The organism is Erwinia phyllosphaerae, assembly GCF_019132875.1.
GTDB classification, from domain to species: domain Bacteria; phylum Pseudomonadota; class Gammaproteobacteria; order Enterobacterales; family Enterobacteriaceae; genus Erwinia; species Erwinia phyllosphaerae.
The window spans coordinates 203688-220510 of sequence record NZ_JAHSPF010000006.1; the positions used below are offsets into that span (position 1 = coordinate 203688).

The window sequence follows — 16823 nt, forward strand, 5'->3', positions numbered from 1 at the left end:
AGACGCAGAGCCGCGCCGGTTATTTTGTTGCTATCATCATCAACCCGTCAGATAACTATTGCCCGATCCGCGATTACGTCAAGCGATTTCAGGCTAATTTTTAATCACATTTAATAAGGGACTTTACTATGCAGCGCTGCGGCTGGGTGACTCAGCATCCCCTTTATCTTGCCTATCACGATACGGAATGGGGCATTCCGCTGACCGACACGCAAAGTTTGTTTGAGATGCTGTGCCTGGAGGGACAAATGGCTGGCCTGTCCTGGCTGACGGTTCTGAAAAAACGCGAGAACTACCGCCGGGCGTTTTTTCATTTCGATCCGCAAAGGCTGGCTCTGATGGAGGAGTCGGACGTGGATAGGTTGATGCTCGACAGTGGTTTAATTCGCCATCGCGGCAAGCTCTCCGCCATTATCGCCAACGCGCGTGCGCTGCTGGCCATGGAAGCAAAAGGCGAAGCTTTTAATACTTTTGTCTGGCAGTTTGTCGACGGAAGGCCGCAAGTTCAGCGCCACAGCAATTATCGTGACGCACCGACCTGTAGCGATGCTTCCCTTGCTATGTCTAAAGCGTTAAAAAAACGGGGTTTTAAATTTGTTGGCACGACCACCTGTTATTCGTTTATGCAGGCCTGCGGTCTGATCAGCGACCATATTACCGGCTGTTTTTGCCATCCGGATAATCTTAAGTAGTCTCTCTTTACAATTTAAGAAGATAACACGGTTTTTTTTCTGCACGGCGACGGCATAATCGTTTTTTTCGGGCAATTTTGCCTGCCGCTGTTCAGGAATAGCTACTTATGAAAAAACGTTTAATTACGCTCGCTCTGGTTTTGAGCGGCACTCTTGCGGTGTCCGGCTGTACCACTAATCCTTATACTGGCGAACGCCAGGCGGGCAAAGCCGGCATCGGCGCGGGCCTGGGCGCGGCGCTGGGCGCTGGCGTGGGCGTGCTCTCTTCGTCGAAAAAAGACCGTGGCAAAGGCGCGCTGATTGGCGCAGCGGCGGGTGCGGCGCTCGGCGGCGGCGCGGGCTACTATATGGATGTTCAGGAAGCCAAACTGCGCGATAAAATGCGTGGCACCGGCGTCAGCGTGACCCGCTCGGGCGACAATATCATCCTGAATATGCCAAACAATGTAACTTTTGACAGCAGCAGCAGCACGCTGAAACCAGCAGGTGCCAACACGCTCAGCGGCGTGGCGATGGTGTTGAAAGAGTATCCGAAAACCGCCGTCAACATTGTGGGCTATACCGACAGCACCGGCAGCCGCCAGCTCAATATGACGCTGTCACAGCAGCGCGCCGACAGCGTAGGCAGCTCGCTGATTACCCAGGGCGTTGCGGCAGGCCGCATTCGCACCAGCGGTATGGGCCCGGCAAATCCTGTCGCTTCTAACAGTACCGCAGAAGGCAAAGCGCAGAACCGTCGCGTAGAAATTACGCTTAGCCCGCTACAGTAAGCATTTACGGCCTCACCTCACCAGGCGTGCTGCTGAGGCTGTTGCTCCAGGGCGCAGAAAACGCCCGCTCAGCCCGGACCGTTCATGGTCCGGGCTGCTTTATACCGCGCTCGTCTGATTTTGCCTTTCTGCTGATTTGATTTCTCCCCTCTTTTTAGCTTTCTGCTCTGTTAACCCCGGCTGGCGGTGTGCGGACCTGTACTTATGCTTTATGATGGCGCGATCCGCTGTCGATCATGACAACCGGCCTGACCATCGGGCCCGCTAATGATCAAAGCCACGCTTATTTTTTTACTCGTTCAAGGATCGCCATGAACCGCCAGGCCGCACGCGCGACTATCAGCGACGTTGCCAAAGCAGCAAAAACCGGTAAAACCAGCGTTTCTCGTTACCTCAACGGCGAGCAACATCTTTTGTCCGCTGATTTAAAACAGCGCATTGAAACGGCTATCGCGGCGCTGAACTATCGTCCCAGCCAGATGGCGCGCGGGCTGAAACGCGGACGCACAAGGTTGATTGGGCTGATCATTGCGGATATCACCAACCCCTATTCCGTTGACGTGATGTGCGGCATTGAAGCGGCGTGCCGTACGCGGGGCTTTACGCTGCTAATGTGTAACACCAATAACGAGGTGGATCAGGAGCAGCATTACCTGAATTTATTAAGCAGCTATCAGGTAGAGGGCATCGTGGTCAATGCCGTGGGCATGCGTGAAGAAGCGCTAAGCCACCTGCAGCAATCTCTGCTGCCAATGGTGTTGATTGACCGTAAAATTCCCGATTTCGCCTGCGATGTGGTAGGGCTGAACAACAAGGAAGCGGCAAGCCTGGTTACGCGTCATCTGATGGATCAGGGCTTTGAGTCGGTGCTGTTTGTTACCGAGCCGCTCGGCACCGTTAATACCCGGCACGAGCGTCTACAGGCATTTAAAGAGATCATGACGGCTTATCCGCAGCGGCACGCTGAACAGGCTGAAGTGAAGCTGAACGACGTGCAGCGGCTGGATGAACTGCTCCAGGATTTTTATCAGCGCCAGCGCGATCGGCGTGCGGCGGTGCTGGTGGTAAACGGTGCGCTAACGCTTCAGGTTACGCGCGCCATGAAGCGCCTTGGCCTCGACTGGGGCAAAGAGCTGGGCCTGCTGGGGTTTGATGAGCTGGAATGGGCAGAGCTGGCTGGCGGCGGTATTACCACGCTGAAGCAGCCTACCCGCCAGATCGGCTATGCCGCGCTGGAGCAGGTTATTCGCCGTATTGAAGGCGACGAAGCGCCGCCGCTCGAGCAGGTTTTCTCTGGTGAACTGATTGTGCGGGGATCGACGAAATTCGCCTGATTTAAGCCTGTAATCAGTAAAAAAAGCCCGTTTTCTCTCCCTTTCTCTTTTTCCAGTCACGGACAAAATAATTGTCCACACCGTGAGCGCGATCATAAAACCGCGCTCTCCCCCTTCCTATTGGAACCGGTTCCATTTAACGTTTTTATAACGTCAGGGCGTCGCCCGGAGGAAAAGTGAAACCTGAAATAATTGTAGTGACGGCCGCCTATGGCCGCGACCGCCTTGATGAGCTGGGTGGACAGCAGGCCGTTGTGCCGATGATTGCCGCCGCAGGCGCGGACGGCGTGGAGATTCGCCGTGAACTGTTTAACGATGCGGAACTCAGCGATCTTGCCGCCCTGGGCAAAGTGATTGCCGATCACCGCCTTACCGCGTTTTATTCCGTACCGGAAGCGCTGTTCGCGCCCGACGGCACGCTGAATCCCAATCTGGATCGCCATTTTGCGGAAGCGGCGCAATTAAATGCCCAGCTACTAAAATATTCATTAGGCCATTATCAACAAGGTAGCAACTGGTCGGCGCTGCGTGAAAAGCTGGCCGCCCGGACGCTTTGTCTGGTGGTAGAAAACGATCAGACGGCATGTGGTCGCCTGGCCGCGCTGGAAAACTATTTTCATCAGCATAGCGAAACGCGCGTCGGCAACGGCATGACTTTCGATATGGGCAACTGGCTGTGGACGGGCGACAGTCCAACGGCGGCGGCGGCGCGGCTGGCCGATTTTGTCAGTTATATCCACGTAAAAGCGGTAGCGCCGATGGGCGATAGCTGGCGGGCAGTGGCGCTGGATGACGCCGACAGCCTGTGGCGCGAAACCCTGGCGCTGTTGCCCGCTGGCGTACCGCGCGGCATCGAGTTCCCGCTGGAAGGCGAAGATCTTGTCGCCGTTACGCGCCACTATGTCGAACTGCTTTCAGAGGTATAAACCATGACCATCCATGAAAACGGCACGCTGGATGCGGTCACCATCGGCGAAGCAATGGCGATGTTTATTGCCAGCGATACGGGTGACCTGGCGGCGGCAGAGCACTTTACCAAACGCATTGCCGGAGCCGAGCTAAACGTGGCTATCGGCCTGGCGCGGCTCGGGCTAAAAGTGGGCTGGGTCAGCCGGGTAGGCAATGACTCTTTTGGCCGCTTTACTCGCCAGCAGCTGGAAAAAGAGGGCGTCGATAGCCGTCAGGTGACGACCGACCCGCAATACCCTACTGGTTTTCAACTGAAATCCCGCGTGGAGGACGGTTCCGATCCGCTGGTGGAGTACTTTCGCAAAGGCTCGGCGGCAAGCCATCTTTCCATTGAAGATTTTAATCGCGACTATTTTGGCGCGGCGCGGCACCTGCATTTAAGCGGCGTTGCGGCCGCGATCTCCGACAGCTCGCTGGCGTTAGCAAAACATGCGGCGCAGGAGATGAAGCGGATGGGTAAAACTCTCTCTTTCGATCCTAATCTGCGCCCGGTGCTCTGGTCGAGCGAACGGGAAATGGTCACGCAGCTGAATACGCTGGCGGGCTTTGCCGACTGGGTATTGCCGGGCATCAGCGAGGGCAAAATACTCACGGGCCATAGCCAGCCGGAAGCGATCGCCGATTTCTATCTGGCGATGGGTGTTAAAGCGGTAATTATTAAAACGGGCTGCGAAGGCGCCTGGTTTAAAACCGCCGAGGGTGAAAAAGGTCTGGTGGCCGCGATCCAGACTGCCAACGTGGTGGATACCGTCGGCGCGGGCGATGGCTTTGCCGTAGGCGTGATCAGCGCTCTACTGGAAGGTAAAACGCTGCCGCAGGCGATTAAGCGCGGCAATAAAATCGGCTCGCTGGCTATTCAGGTGAGCGGCGACAGCGAAGGCTTACCCACGCGCGAAAAGCTGGGTGATTTCTGACGCTGAGCCAGCAATGGGGCACGCCCCGCAACGTTCTTAACAAGAAACGCCAGGTATTTCCGTTCCTGACCCAACCATAACGAGCCGCAACGTACCCTACAGTAAGAGTGCGGCCGCCGCCAACAGAGGAAGAGATGATGAACGAGCAAAAAATCGCGCCTAAACGCTGGTGGTATATCATGCCCATCGTGTTTATCACCTATAGCCTGGCGTACCTTGACCGGGCCAATTTTAGCTTCGCCTCCGCCGCCGGTATCAATACTGATTTAGGCATCACGCACGGCATGTCGTCGCTGCTGGGCGCCCTGTTCTTTCTCGGCTACTTCTTTTTTCAAATCCCCGGCGCGATTTATGCCGAACGCCGTAGCGTTAAAAAACTGGTTTTTGTCTGCCTGGTGCTGTGGGGCGTTTGTGCTTCGCTGACCGGCATGGTCAGCAATGTTGCCATGCTGGCGGTTATCCGCTTTGTGCTTGGCGTGGTGGAAGCGGCGGTGATGCCTGCCATGCTGATCTATATCAGCAACTGGTTTACCAAATCAGAACGCTCGCGCGCCAATACCTTCCTGATTTTAGGTAACCCGGTGACGGTGCTGTGGATGTCCGTGGTGTCCGGCTATCTGATTAACGCCTTCGGCTGGCGAGAAATGTTTATTTTCGAAGGGATTCCGGCGGTAATCTGGGCCGTGGCCTGGTGGTTTATGGTGCAGGATAAGCCCGCCCAGGCCAAATGGCTGAGCGAAGATGAAAAAGCCGCGCTGCAGGCGCAGTTACAGAAAGAGCAGGAAAATATCAAAGCGGTGCGCAACTACAGCGAAGCCTTCCGTTCGCGCAACGTGATTATTCTTTGCATCCAGTTCTTTACCTGGAGTATTGGCGTATACGGCTTTGTGCTCTGGCTGCCGTCTATCCTGCGTAATAGCATGCAGATGGGCATGGTAGAAGCAGGCTGGCTCTCTGCCGTACCCTATCTGGCCGCGACCGTGGCGATGATCCTCGCTTCCTGGGCTTCCGATAAGTTACAGAACCGCAAACTCTTTGTCTGGCCGCTGCTGTTAATTGGCGCGCTGGCATTTTTAGGCTCTTATCTGGTGGGCGCGCACAGCTTCTGGCTGTCGTTCAGCCTGCTGGTGCTGGCCGGTGCGGCAATGTATGCGCCCTATGGCCCGTTCTTTGCCATTATTCCAGAGATGCTGCCGCGTAACGTGGCGGGCGGCGCGATGGCGCTTATCAACGCGATGGGCGCGCTGGGCTCTTTCCTCGGCTCCTGGGTAGTGGGTTATTTGAACGGCGCCACCGGCAGTCCTTCAGCTTCGTATATCTTTATGGGGGCATCGCTGCTTATTTCGGCCTGGCTAACGCTGATTGTAAAGCCCGCAGCCAATGAGCAGCCTCCGATGCCGCATGGCGCTAAACACGCTTAATACGACGGGCCAGCCGGCCCGTTTTTTAACGAAACAGGGAGACAAGAATGAAACCATCTGTGGTGCTGTATAAATCGCTGCCGCAAGATCTGCGTTCGCAACTGGATGAGCATTTCAACGTCACCGAAATCAAAGGGCTGACGCCGGAAACCCTGAGCGAACACGCCGAGGCTTTCCAGCAGGCCGAAGGCATTTTAGGTTCTGGCGGCAAAGTCGATGCCGAATTTCTGCAAAAAGCGCCAAAGCTGCGCGTCGCCTCTTCCGTGTCGGTAGGCGTCGATAATTTTGATATCAAGGCGCTGAGCGAACGCGGCGTGCTGCTGATGCATACGCCTACCGTGCTGACCGAAACCGTTGCCGATACCATGATGGCGCTGGTACTGACCAGCGCCCGTCGCGTGGTGGAATCTGCTGAGCGCGTGAAGCAAGGCGAATGGCAAGGCAGTATTGGCGCTGACTGGTTTGGGACGGACGTGCACCATAAGAAAATGGGTATCCTCGGCATGGGCCGCATCGGCCTGGCGCTGGCGCAGCGCGCGCATCTTGGCTTTAGCATGCCCATTCTCTACAACGCCCGCTCGCAGCATAAAGAAGCGGAGCAGCGTTTTGACGCGCAGTACTGCGATCTGGATACGCTGCTGAAAGAATCTGACTTTTTATGTATCAGCCTGCCGCTGACCGAGCAGACGCATCACCTGATTGGCCGTGAAGAGCTGGCGAAAATGAAAAAGTCGGCGGTGCTGATTAACGCAGGACGCGGCCCGGTGGTTGACGAACAGGCGCTGATTGCGGCACTCAAAGAAGGCACTATTCACGCTGCCGGTCTGGACGTCTTTGAAAAAGAGCCGCTGCCAAAAGATTCACCGCTGCTGACCATGCCTAACGTGGTGGCGCTGCCGCACATTGGTTCTGCCACGCATGAAACCCGTTACGGTATGGCAAAAGACGCCGTAGAAAACCTGATTGCCGCCCTGAACGGTAACGTGGAGAAAAACTGCGTTAATCCGGAAATAGCGAAGTAACGTTTTGGCCTGGTTTTGTTCACGGAACCGGGCCGTTTTATGCCTCAACCCCGACCGCAGTTTCCCGTAAAAATTCCCTTCCCTGCCTCAACAGGCGCTAAACAAACCCAAATAACTCCAGATAATGCCAAATGGATAATGTTATAGCGATTATATTCCGCTGTGAAATTATCCTCGCAGTTTACTTAAACAAAAAATAAACAGCGATCTGAATATTAACCCTCATAAAGATAAATTAACTTCATTGTAAATAAATTGTTTACTTCAAAAAAAGAAAAATAACCTTCCTGATATATTACTGTTATTTACAGAGCCAGCACAATTTTGACGCCACATTGTATCAACTTAAGATTGTGATATAACTACGCCCCATTCAGAAACCTCTTTATCGGCATAGCCAGCGCCGAGGGGTTCATATTGCCAGTTAAAAATAACTCATTGATAAAAGGAGATAAACCTTCAAGAAACCGAAGCATTATTTTCTATTTCAAGGTCAGCAGATCGGAGTGAAAGTTTACTATTCACGGTAATCAACCTGAATAAAGACAGCACGCTCGCGCTGGCTACATTCACCCTTAATTAACCTGAAAAAATGAATAGCAAACACAATAACAAACCGCAATGGTTATATCGCCTGACCTGGCTGACTATTGCCGTGCAAAGCGTTTTTCCCGTGACCTGTGCTTTAACTCCGGCGATGGCTGCCGCGCAACAGCATTTTTTAAACCGCTCTGACGATATTAATGCGCTGCAAACGCGGGTTTATACGCTCGCTCAGGGCGAAACCGTCAGTGACGTTGCCAAAAAATATCATATAAGCGTCGACGCGCTGCGTCAGCTAAATCAGCTGAGAACCTTTGCCCACGGCTTTGAGCGTTTGCAGGCCGGCGACGAGCTGGATATTCCTCTCTCTCCTTTACCAAAAGTACAGTGGCGCGACGCTGAGGCTACCGATGCGCTTCAGCTAAAAACCGCGGGCCTGGCCGCACAGGCTGGCGCTTCGCTGGATAACCGTTCCGGTAATAGCAATGCTGCCGCTGCCGCGACCAATATCGCCGCTGGCGAAGCGGGCGCGCAGGCGCAACAGTGGCTGAGCCAGTTTGGTACGGCTCAGGTGCAGCTGGACAGCGACAAAAACTTTTCGCTCAAAAACTCCCGCTTCGATCTGCTGCTGCCTTTAAGCGATCGCAAAGACCGCCTTATTTTTACCCAGGGAAGCTTTCATCGTACGGACGATCGTAATCAGGCCAATCTGGGCTTGGGTATGCGCCATTTCGCCGATAACTTTATGACCGGCGCGAATGCTTTTCTGGATTATGACCTTTCCCGCGATCATGCCCGTTCAGGGCTGGGCGTTGAATACTGGCGTGATTTTGTCAGGCTGGCGGCCAATGGCTATATCCGTCTGACCAGCTGGAAGGATTCTAAAGATTTCTCGGGCTATGAAGAGCGCCCGGCTAACGGCTGGGATATTCGTAGCGAAGCGTTTCTGCCTGCCTGGCCACAGCTGGGCGCAAAGCTCAACTATGAACAATATTACGGTAACGAAGTCGCCCTGTTCGGCACCAACGACCGGCAGAAAAATCCCCACGCTATCACCGCCGGCATTACTTTTACCCCTTTCCCACTGGTGACGCTGGAAGCCGAGCAGCGCCAGGGTAAAGCGGGCGAAAACGATACCCGGCTGGGTCTGACGCTTAACTATCAAATCGGTATGCCGTGGCAGAAACAGCTGGACAGCGATGCCGTCGCGACGCTGCGCAGCCTGGCCGGTAATCGCTACGATCTGGTTAATCGTAATAACGATATTATTCTGGATTACCGTAAAAACGAGGTCATCACGCTTCATGACGCGCGGCTTATTACCGGCTTTACCGGCGAGCAGAAAACGCTGAACGTTTCCGTAAACAGCAAATATGGTCTGGATCGTATTGAGTGGTCTGCCGCCTCGCTGCTGGCCAACGGCGGCAAGATTGTCGCCAACGGCCCGACCGACTTTAGCATGGTGCTACCGAGCTGGCATAACGACGCCAGCGGCGTGAACACTTACACTATCAGCGGCGTCGCCATTGATAAAAGAGGCAACGTCTCGCGCCGGACGGAAACGCAGGTAACGGTGGCCGAAGCGACCATTAACGTCAGTAATAGCCTGTTGCTGCCTGCAAACAGCGAGCTGCCTGCCGACAATCATTCACAGCAAACGCTGACCCTGACGTTGAAAGATAACCAGGGAAATCCTGTTGATATTGATGACAAAGAGATTAGCGTGGCGAAAAGCACGCGAGATGCTGATAACGCAAAAATCACCGCCTTTACGCGTCAGCGCGTGGGAGTCTATAGCCTCGTGGTTACCGCAGGCACGCACCCGGAAACCTTAACGATTACGCCGACCGCACGGAACATGACTTTCCCTTCTGCTACGGTAACGATTGGTGCCGACACGACCACGGCGCGCCTGGCCAGCCTCACCGTCGTTAACGATAACGTGGTAGCGGATGGCAAAGACAAGGATCGGGTAACCGCGACGGTAACCGACGCGCAGGGTAATCCGCTGGCGGGGCAAACCGTCAACTTTAGTGCCGATCATAGCGCTGCAATAGTGCATTCAGCGGTAACCAATGCTAAAGGCGAAGCGCAAGCAACAATTACCGACCTGAAATCTGGTGAAAGCACGGTAACGGCACGGCTGGGCAGCCAGCAAACGCAAAGCGCCAAAGTGCATTTTGTCGCGGGCAAGGTTACGCAGTTTGATCTGGAAGCCGTGGCCAGACTTAGCCACGTTGATACCAGCGCACCGCTTAATTTGTATGTCAGCGCGAAAGACGCTAACGGTAATCCCGTTACTGGCCGAGCGGTAACGATAAAGGCAAACGACGCCCATCTGCAGTTGCCGTCATCCGTCATGCTGAGGGATGGGGGCAACGCGATGTTCAGAGCTGGCAGCACCTATGCCGCACCTTTTTATGTGACGGGCTCAATTGATGGCCATTCCCGCACCGTTGAACTCGACTTTATTCCCGGCGAGGAAGTACTGAGCAATACCAGCTTTACTGCCGAGAACAAGAACGTTCCCGCAGATGGCGTGAGCGAAATGAAGATAACATTTACCCCAAGGGATAAATTTAACAATCTGCTCAGCAATTCGAATTACGCTAACCACGCTAACGATGTGCATTTCGATCTGAGCGGCCTGCCCGGCAGTAAAATTGTCCGCTCCGCCTACGACAAAGGCGTCTATATCATCAAGCTGAGCTCAACACAGGCGGGTTCCGGCACCATTAAGGCGCAATATAAAAACGCTAAAGTCATTAAGTCCTTAGACGTTTCGTTTACCCGGGCAGTAAAAAGGTAGCAGCGCGAAAAAACAGAGAGGCTCTCTCCTCTCTGTTCAGATCGCTGACAAGTTTAAATGGTCCATGCGTTCCGGCATTTTTTTAGCCATACCGCCAGCGGAGGGCAACCGGATAAGCGGACCGTTCTGGCGCATGGACGCGCCCACAGGCTTATTCGACCGCTATCGGCTTCTCATCCACGGCGATTTTGGTTTCGCCCTGAATCGTTTTGATCCGCTGCTCAACTTTCTGCACCGCGCTGGCGTCCTTAAGCAAAGAATAGGTCAGCGTAAACTCCGTGCTTTGGCCCGGCTGAAGCTGCTTCACTCTGCCCTGCTCTTTTTCGATCGTCACCGGATAGGCGTAGTTGGTGCCCGGTTCGATACCGGTGACGTAGCCCTGTTTCACGGTGTCAGTGTTTTTCCACATCGTCAGCAGCGGTAGCTGGCGGGTATCAAATTCAATTGACGCCCCCTTATCACCCTTACTGTTAACCACGGCGGCCACGGTTTTGCCATTGCTGTCAGCAATCGGCTGGAGGTTAAAGACCATTTCATCAAAGTCTTTGGTTGGCGCGCCGTAGGTTTGCCAGTTTTGCAGCCCTTTCTTCGCGTAGTCGTTAAATGGCGAAACGGATTTTACCGCGGCCAGGAAACGGGCATTCTCTTCCAGAATTGGCGTGCTGAAGTTGCTGTGGTAGATAATTTCGTAGTCGTGCGGATAGTCAGCCTTATTGGTCAGCACATCATGCAGGGTAAAAGAGTCCGAGCCGGGCACGTACCGCAGCTCGGTCCAGGTTTCCAGCGCCGCCTTTTTAAAGGTGTGCTCTTTCAGCAGGCCGCGAATACGAATTTCATGCGGCGCCTTATCGTCCACGATAACTTCTACCTGTGACGCTGGCGTATTGCCCGCTTTGCCGTGCAGCGTATAAATGCGGCCCTCTTTGGTGACCGGGTGGCCCGTCCACTCATAGCCGCAGCGCACCATCATTTCGTTAAAGCCTTCCAGCCAGCCCAGGCCGTTGCGGCTTTCCAGATTGATATAGGCCGGGTTAACCACCTCATCAACCGGCGAATCCCAGCCAAGACGCACGCCGTGGCCGTTAACATGCAGCAGATCCATGCCGCGCGTTGGGCTGAGCGCAATGGTCAGGCCGTTTTTACTGGTCAGCGTCAGCACTTTAGAGCCTTCCTGCTTGCCGCCGTGCAGCACCTGCTGCTGAATGCTGAACGGTTCGCCGCCCATTTTCAGCTGCTCGCTGCTTATCTGCCAGTTACCTTTTTCCGTGTTGGCATCAGTCAGTACAAAGCTTTGCGCTGCCGCCTGCCCGCTCACTATCGCCATTACCGCGCCTGCTAATAAGGTTTTCATCTGTGCTCGCCCTTGCTGAAATGATTTAGCTAAAGAGCGGTCAGCCTACAAAGAGCGGCTCAGCGCGACTGTGATTCACATCACTTCACGGATTTTTAAGAGATTTTTATCAATAAGTCGTGCTATTCGTCACAAAATATTAACGCCACGCGCTGTCGGCAACAAAATAACCGTGACCTGGCGTCGCAAAAAGCGCTCGCCAGTTGAAACGATTCAACCAAGAGGCCGTCATGTTTTTACCCTGCTCGCTTTTTTGGAGGCTTTTACCCGCAGCCCGCTAACGTTGCATCGCGCCGGGCCTGGCGTTAAGGTTAACCCTCACTTGCCTATAATAAGCAGTTAATACGCTATGAGCTTTTCCGCTTTCGGTAATAAATTTACGCGCCATACAGGCATTGCCCGCCTGATGGAAGATATGGGCGAAGGCCTGCGCAAGCCCGGTTCGGTGATGCTGGGCGGCGGTAATCCGGCCCAGATCCCGGCGATGAACGACTATTTTCAGCAGCTGCTGCAAGAGATGCACAACGAAGGCAAACTGGCCGAGGCGCTCTGCAACTATGATGGCCCAAGAGGCAAAAGCACGCTGCTGGAATCCCTTGCCGCTCTGCTGAGCGAGCAGCACGGCTGGCAGATTGGCCCGCAGAATATCGCCCTGACCAACGGCAGCCAAAGCGCCTTCTTTTATCTGTTTAACCTGTATGCCGGACGCCGTGAAGATGGCCGCAAAAAGCGCGTGCTGTTCCCGCTGGCCCCGGAATATCTCGGCTATGCCGATGCCGGTCTGGATGAAGATCTGTTTGTTTCTGCGCGCCCCGATATCGAGATGCTGCCCGAAGGACAGTTCAAATATCACGTCAACTTCGAGCAGCTGCACGTGACGGAGGATACCGGCCTGATCTGCGTTTCGCGGCCGACCAACCCAACCGGCAACGTCATTACTGATGAAGAGCTAATGAGGCTGGATGCGCTGGCGCAGCAGCATGACATTCCGCTGCTGATCGATAACGCCTATGGCGTGCCCTTCCCCGGCATTATCTTTAGCGACGTTCGCCCGCTGTGGAATCCCAATATTATTCTGTGCATGAGCCTGTCCAAGCTGGGCCTGCCGGGTTCGCGCTGCGGCATTATTATTGCGGATGAGAAAGTGATTTCCGCTATCGGTAACATGAACGGCATTATCAGCCTTGCGCCCGGCGGTATCGGGCCAGCCATTGCCCACGAGATGATCCAGCGAGGCGACCTGCTGCGCCTGTCGCAAGAGGTCATCAAGCCTTTCTATCAGGAGCGCGTTAAGCAGACGATTGCGGTTATTCGCCGCTATTTGTCGGAAGATCGCTGTCTGATCCATAAACCCGAGGGCGCGATATTTCTTTGGTTATGGTTTAAAGATCTGCCCATTTCTACAGAAATTTTGTACCAGCGCCTGAAGGCGCGTGGCGTGCTGATGGTGCCTGGCCACTTTTTCTTTCCGGGGCTGGAGCATGAATGGCCGCATACGCACCAGTGTATGCGCATGAACTACGTGCCGGACAGCGACAAGATTGAGAAAGGCATCGCCATTCTGGCGGAAGAAATCGAGCGAGCGCACAGCGAGCTATAAACAAAAAAGGCCGCACAATGTGCGGCCTTAATTTTACGCGGCTGACTCTTATTTCAAGATTTCAATGCGGCGTGGCTTGTTCGCTTCAGGAACGATGCGTTCCAGATCGATATAGAGCAGGCCGTTTTCCAGCCGCGCGTCGCGCACGTTGACGTGCTCGGCCAGCTGGAACTTGCGCTCAAAGTTGCGCTCGGCGATACCCTGATACAGATAGGTTTTTTCCTGCTGCTCTTCAGGATGGGCACCGCGAACGGTCAGCAGATTGTCGTGAGCGGTGATCTCCAGTTCGCTCTGGGCAAACCCTGCTACGGCAATAGTAATTCGGTACTGGTTTTCCGCCACCAGCTCCACGTTATAAGGAGGGTAGCCGCCGTTGCTCTGGCCCTGATTGGATTCCAGCAGGTTGATCAGACGATCGAAACCAATAGATGAACGGTACAGTGGGGCGAGATCGAAGTTACGCATGGTCATTGCTCCTGAATATCAGCGAGATTGTCATTAAAAACCTTCCACAGTGGACAGGTTGCCGGGCCAGAAGCCATACCCTGTCGGCGTACGTTTCGTGACCCTGAACATAAAATAGTGTCGTTGAGAGAGCTTTCAAGGGGTGGTTGAGGAATTTTTTTAACTACTTCGCCAGGGATGTCATAAACTCAGGAGACAATGTAGCGATGACTAAGCGCTCTGTTTTTAATGCGCGGATAATCAGAACGGCATTACCGTCACTGAAGGGATGATGATGATAGTTAAAAAAAACCAATTTGCCGGGCTGCTGGCATGCCTGTCGCTGGCGGGCACGGGCGGCTGCTCCAGCTTTATGTCTCACTCGGGGCCGGATCAGGGATATTATCCGGGCACGCGGGCAAGCGCGAAAATCGTTGCCGACAGCAACAGCGGCTGGGTAATGCGCCCGCTGGCCGCTATCGATCTGCCTTTTTCCGCCGTAATGGATACGCTGTTGTTACCCTGGGACTATTACCGTTCGGGACGTGACAACGCGGGCGATTCTCCTCGTGAACGCGTTTTGCGTAGCGAAAAGCAGAACAATACTAACGAAAGCCTTTCGCACGCCGCGCCTTTGGTTATCAGTACAGCGCATTCGTCTCCGCAATAAAAATTTGCTGGAAGCCGTCAACGTTTCGTAAATAAGCCACGTGCAGCCCGTCCGGTGAACAGACCACGGCCTCCGCAAGGGGCGCTTCGTCCGTACGCGCCGTCAGGCGGCGCATCTGCCCACTGCCCGTCTCGCAAAGCATCACGCTGTTGTCATTAATGAACGCCACCGACTGGCCGTCAGGATGCCAGCTGAAGGCGGACTGGATATCGCTGGCTGCATGGCTTATCTGACGCGGTTTTCCCCCGACTGGTGGAACCGTCCACAGCTGAACCACGCCCCCATCGTCCTTCATCAGAAAGGCGATTGCTCGACCATCGGGCGAACAGCGCAGCCAGTGGCGAGGCGTTGTCGCCAGCCCCGGAAAAGCCTGGTCGTGCGTAAAAGTCAGACGTCGCTGCGCCACATGTTGCGGCGGTGCTGGTAATGAACTGGCCGTGCCCGCCAGCGGCTTATCGCCTTCCAGCGCATAGTCGGCCATTTTTTCCGGCAGATCGACGATAAACACCTCCGGCACCTTTTCGCCTTTTTCGCTTAGCGTATCGCCAATAAACGCCAGCGCCCAGCGTTGCCGATGCCCATCGCTCTTCAGGTAGCCATCCGTACCCACCCAGCCCTCTTCGTAAGCGCGATTAATCTCGTCGCTGCCGGGCACTGGCGTCGAGGTGGTCTGGCTCACCAGCACGCAAAAATGGCTGCCGGCGTATTCGCGAGGATGATGTAGCGGCGGGCAGACGGGATGCAAAGGCACGGCAACGCCAACGTTGCGCAAATCTTCTTTGCTATCCAGCTCGTGCATAACGTGATCGTTATAGGTAAAGCTTAAGCGGCTGCCGTCAGGGCTGAAGACGTGTACATGCGAGCCTCCCCGCAGCGCACCCGGCGTGAAAGGCGGCGTGATGTCGCAGGCATCCATGTTCTCCACCAGGCCATTTTGAATAATGACGCCGCGCCGGTGGTGAAAATCGTATCGCCAGTGGTTATCCGGATGCTCGGGGCCGTGAATGCAAACGTAGCGCGGCGGCAGATCCGGACTGACCGTCACTACGCCGACGTGCGCGCCATCTTTTGCCTGATAGAGGATTTCAGTCTGGCCGCTGAGGTTAACTCGCTCGATGGTCAGGCTGCTGAAGGTGGCGGCGTCGGGCCGCACGTCGTAAACCAGCCAGTGGCTGTCGGCCGTCCAGATATTGATATTGGTGAGCTGGTGGTTACGCTTTGCAAACGTGAGCTGTTTTTCCGTCATTTTGCTTACCCTTAGCGGTGTCTGCTGCTAAGGGTAATGCATTGCGTCTTTTTTCGGTACCGGGTACTTAATTTTGCCCCTTACAGCGCAAACTTCTCAATGGCATGCGCCACGCCGTCTTCCGTATTGGTTTTAGTAACAAACTGCGCGGCAGCTTTTACCGCATCAATGCCGTTACCCATCGCTACGCCCGTACCGGCAAATTCCAGCATGGCCAGATCGTTTTCCTGATCGCCAATCGCCATCACTTCATCCCGGGACAGGCCCAGCCGCTCCGCTAATGCTTTTACGCCTGCGCCTTTGTTAACGTCTTTGCTAAGTATTTCAAGGAAGTAAGGCGAACTTTTCATAATGGTGTAGCGATCGTGAGCCTCCTGCGGAATGCGGGTGATAGCCTCATCCAGCTTTTCCGGTGGGTCAATCATCATCACTTTAGGGAAGGTCGCGCTCTTATCCATTTCCTCTACCGCGCGATAGCGTAGCGGCATACCGGTCAGCGAAGCTTCATGGACCGTGTATTCGCTGATGTCCTTATTTGGCGTAAACAGCAGAGATTTGGTCAGCGCCTGGAAATGCACGCCCAGCTCGCGCGCCAGCTTTTCGACATACAGATAATCGTCATAGTTAAGCGTCGATTCTGCAACGCAATCGCCGGTGGCGGCTTGCTGTACCAGCGCGCCATTATTGGTGATGCAGTACTGGCCTTCCTGTTGCAGGTCCAGCTCCTCCAGGTAACGCTGTATGCCTATAAAAGGCCGTCCGGTCGCCAACACAATCGCTACGCCTTTGTCCCGCGCCGCCTGAATCGCCCGCTTCACGCCGGGGGTAACCTCATGCTGAGGGTTAAGCAGAGTGCCGTCCATATCAATCGCAATCAGTTTTATCGCCATCTCGTCCTCTTAAGCATCGTGGTTTCTTTTTATGCTAGCGCGATTCAGCTAATAGTGACCAGTTGAATTGCAGAATGTGTATCGGGGCTTCCGGTTCAGGCCGTCGTTCAGAAGTTCAGGTAAAAGCTTGCTGGCCTGATAAGCGTTA

At 54.6% G+C, this 16823-nt stretch carries 14 protein-coding genes; 10 read left to right on the forward strand and 4 right to left on the reverse strand.

The window, feature by feature from the left end:
* Nucleotides 1-128 precede the first annotated feature (128 nt).
* The 8 genes from KUE00_RS12840 (at nucleotide 129) to KUE00_RS12875 (ending at nucleotide 10474) form a co-directional block, all read left to right on the forward strand.
* Entirely contained in the window at nucleotides 129-692 is a 564-nt protein-coding gene (locus KUE00_RS12840; RefSeq protein WP_246760287.1) for a DNA-3-methyladenine glycosylase I, read from the forward strand.
* Nucleotides 693-799: 107 nt separating this feature from the next.
* Nucleotides 800-1462: an OmpA family lipoprotein gene (locus tag KUE00_RS12845; RefSeq protein ID WP_246760288.1), complete on the forward strand. Its 663-nt coding sequence runs from the start codon at nucleotides 800-802 to the stop codon at nucleotides 1460-1462.
* 311 nt (nucleotides 1463-1773) lie between these two features.
* Nucleotides 1774-2796 (forward strand): LacI family DNA-binding transcriptional regulator, encoded by a 1023-nt coding sequence (locus KUE00_RS12850; protein WP_246760289.1) that lies wholly within the window; start codon nucleotides 1774-1776, stop codon nucleotides 2794-2796.
* 176 nt (nucleotides 2797-2972) lie between these two features.
* Nucleotides 2973-3722: a sugar phosphate isomerase/epimerase family protein gene (locus KUE00_RS12855; protein WP_246760290.1), complete on the forward strand. Its 750-nt coding sequence runs from the start codon at nucleotides 2973-2975 to the stop codon at nucleotides 3720-3722.
* 3 nt (nucleotides 3723-3725) lie between these two features.
* The gene (locus KUE00_RS12860) at nucleotides 3726-4679 is read left to right on the forward strand and encodes a sugar kinase (protein WP_246760291.1); all 954 of its coding nucleotides are present in this window, start codon (nucleotides 3726-3728) and stop codon (nucleotides 4677-4679) included.
* A 137-nt stretch (nucleotides 4680-4816) separates the two neighbouring features.
* Nucleotides 4817-6100: an MFS transporter gene (locus tag KUE00_RS12865; RefSeq protein ID WP_246760292.1), complete on the forward strand. Its 1284-nt coding sequence runs from the start codon at nucleotides 4817-4819 to the stop codon at nucleotides 6098-6100.
* Between the two features lie 47 nt (nucleotides 6101-6147).
* Nucleotides 6148-7122 carry a glyoxylate/hydroxypyruvate reductase GhrB gene (gene ghrB / locus KUE00_RS12870; protein ID WP_246760293.1) on the forward strand — a complete coding sequence of 325 codons (975 nt, stop codon included), beginning with the start codon at nucleotides 6148-6150 and terminating at the stop codon, nucleotides 7120-7122.
* A gap of 592 nt (nucleotides 7123-7714) precedes the next feature.
* Entirely contained in the window at nucleotides 7715-10474 is a 2760-nt protein-coding gene (locus KUE00_RS12875; protein ID WP_246760294.1) for an inverse autotransporter beta domain-containing protein, read from the forward strand.
* A 151-nt stretch (nucleotides 10475-10625) separates the two neighbouring features.
* Here KUE00_RS12875 and KUE00_RS12880 read toward each other — a convergent pair whose 3' ends face one another.
* The gene (locus KUE00_RS12880) at nucleotides 10626-11825 is read right to left on the reverse strand and encodes an aldose 1-epimerase family protein (RefSeq protein ID WP_246760295.1); all 1200 of its coding nucleotides are present in this window, start codon (nucleotides 11823-11825) and stop codon (nucleotides 10626-10628) included.
* A gap of 349 nt (nucleotides 11826-12174) precedes the next feature.
* Here KUE00_RS12880 and KUE00_RS12885 point away from each other — a divergent pair, with 349 nt between their 5' ends.
* Nucleotides 12175-13425 carry a valine--pyruvate transaminase gene (locus KUE00_RS12885; protein ID WP_246760296.1) on the forward strand — a complete coding sequence of 417 codons (1251 nt, stop codon included), beginning with the start codon at nucleotides 12175-12177 and terminating at the stop codon, nucleotides 13423-13425.
* A gap of 48 nt (nucleotides 13426-13473) precedes the next feature.
* On the opposite strand, the gene ibpA is transcribed toward KUE00_RS12885, so the two are convergent.
* Nucleotides 13474-13890: a small heat shock chaperone IbpA gene (gene ibpA, locus KUE00_RS12890; RefSeq protein ID WP_246760297.1), complete on the reverse strand. Its 417-nt coding sequence runs from the start codon at nucleotides 13888-13890 to the stop codon at nucleotides 13474-13476.
* 271 nt (nucleotides 13891-14161) lie between these two features.
* On the opposite strand from ibpA, the gene KUE00_RS12895 reads away from it, so the two are divergent.
* Entirely contained in the window at nucleotides 14162-14539 is a 378-nt protein-coding gene (locus tag KUE00_RS12895) for a YceK/YidQ family lipoprotein (protein ID WP_246760298.1), read from the forward strand.
* Here KUE00_RS12895 and KUE00_RS12900 read toward each other — a convergent pair.
* On the reverse strand, nucleotides 14511-15785 hold the full coding sequence (locus KUE00_RS12900; RefSeq protein ID WP_246760299.1) for a YidR family protein: 1275 nt from the start codon (nucleotides 15783-15785) through the stop codon (nucleotides 14511-14513). The two genes, KUE00_RS12895 and KUE00_RS12900, sit on opposite strands and share 29 nt — an antisense overlap.
* Nucleotides 15786-15865: 80 nt before the next feature.
* Nucleotides 15866-16675, reverse strand: a complete 810-nt coding sequence (yidA, locus tag KUE00_RS12905; protein ID WP_246760300.1) for a sugar-phosphatase — start codon at nucleotides 16673-16675, stop codon at nucleotides 15866-15868.
* Nucleotides 16676-16823: the final 148 nt, after the last annotated feature.

What these genes read in the sequence shown, in the direction of transcription:
- KUE00_RS12845 (WP_246760288.1), top strand. Translation starts at nt 800, where the DNA reads ATGAAAAAACGTTTAATTACGCTCGCTCTGGTTTTGAGCGGCACTCTT.
- KUE00_RS12865 (WP_246760292.1), top strand. Translation starts at nt 4,817, where the DNA reads ATGAACGAGCAAAAAATCGCGCCTAAACGCTGGTGGTATATCATGCCC.
- KUE00_RS12885 (WP_246760296.1), top strand. Translation starts at nt 12,175, where the DNA reads ATGAGCTTTTCCGCTTTCGGTAATAAATTTACGCGCCATACAGGCATT.
- KUE00_RS12895 (WP_246760298.1), top strand. Translation starts at nt 14,162, where the DNA reads ATGATGATAGTTAAAAAAAACCAATTTGCCGGGCTGCTGGCATGCCTG.
- KUE00_RS12880 (WP_246760295.1), bottom strand. Translation starts at nt 11,825, where the DNA reads ATGAAAACCTTATTAGCAGGCGCGGTAATGGCGATAGTGAGCGGGCAG.
- KUE00_RS12900 (WP_246760299.1), bottom strand. Translation starts at nt 15,785, where the DNA reads ATGACGGAAAAACAGCTCACGTTTGCAAAGCGTAACCACCAGCTCACC.
- ibpA (WP_246760297.1), bottom strand. Translation starts at nt 13,890, where the DNA reads ATGCGTAACTTCGATCTCGCCCCACTGTACCGTTCATCTATTGGTTTC.
- KUE00_RS12840 (WP_246760287.1), top strand. Translation starts at nt 129, where the DNA reads ATGCAGCGCTGCGGCTGGGTGACTCAGCATCCCCTTTATCTTGCCTAT.
- KUE00_RS12875 (WP_246760294.1), top strand. Translation starts at nt 7,715, where the DNA reads ATGAATAGCAAACACAATAACAAACCGCAATGGTTATATCGCCTGACC.
- yidA (WP_246760300.1), bottom strand. Translation starts at nt 16,675, where the DNA reads ATGGCGATAAAACTGATTGCGATTGATATGGACGGCACTCTGCTTAAC.
- ghrB (WP_246760293.1), top strand. Translation starts at nt 6,148, where the DNA reads ATGAAACCATCTGTGGTGCTGTATAAATCGCTGCCGCAAGATCTGCGT.
- KUE00_RS12860 (WP_246760291.1), top strand. Translation starts at nt 3,726, where the DNA reads ATGACCATCCATGAAAACGGCACGCTGGATGCGGTCACCATCGGCGAA.
- KUE00_RS12850 (WP_246760289.1), top strand. Translation starts at nt 1,774, where the DNA reads ATGAACCGCCAGGCCGCACGCGCGACTATCAGCGACGTTGCCAAAGCA.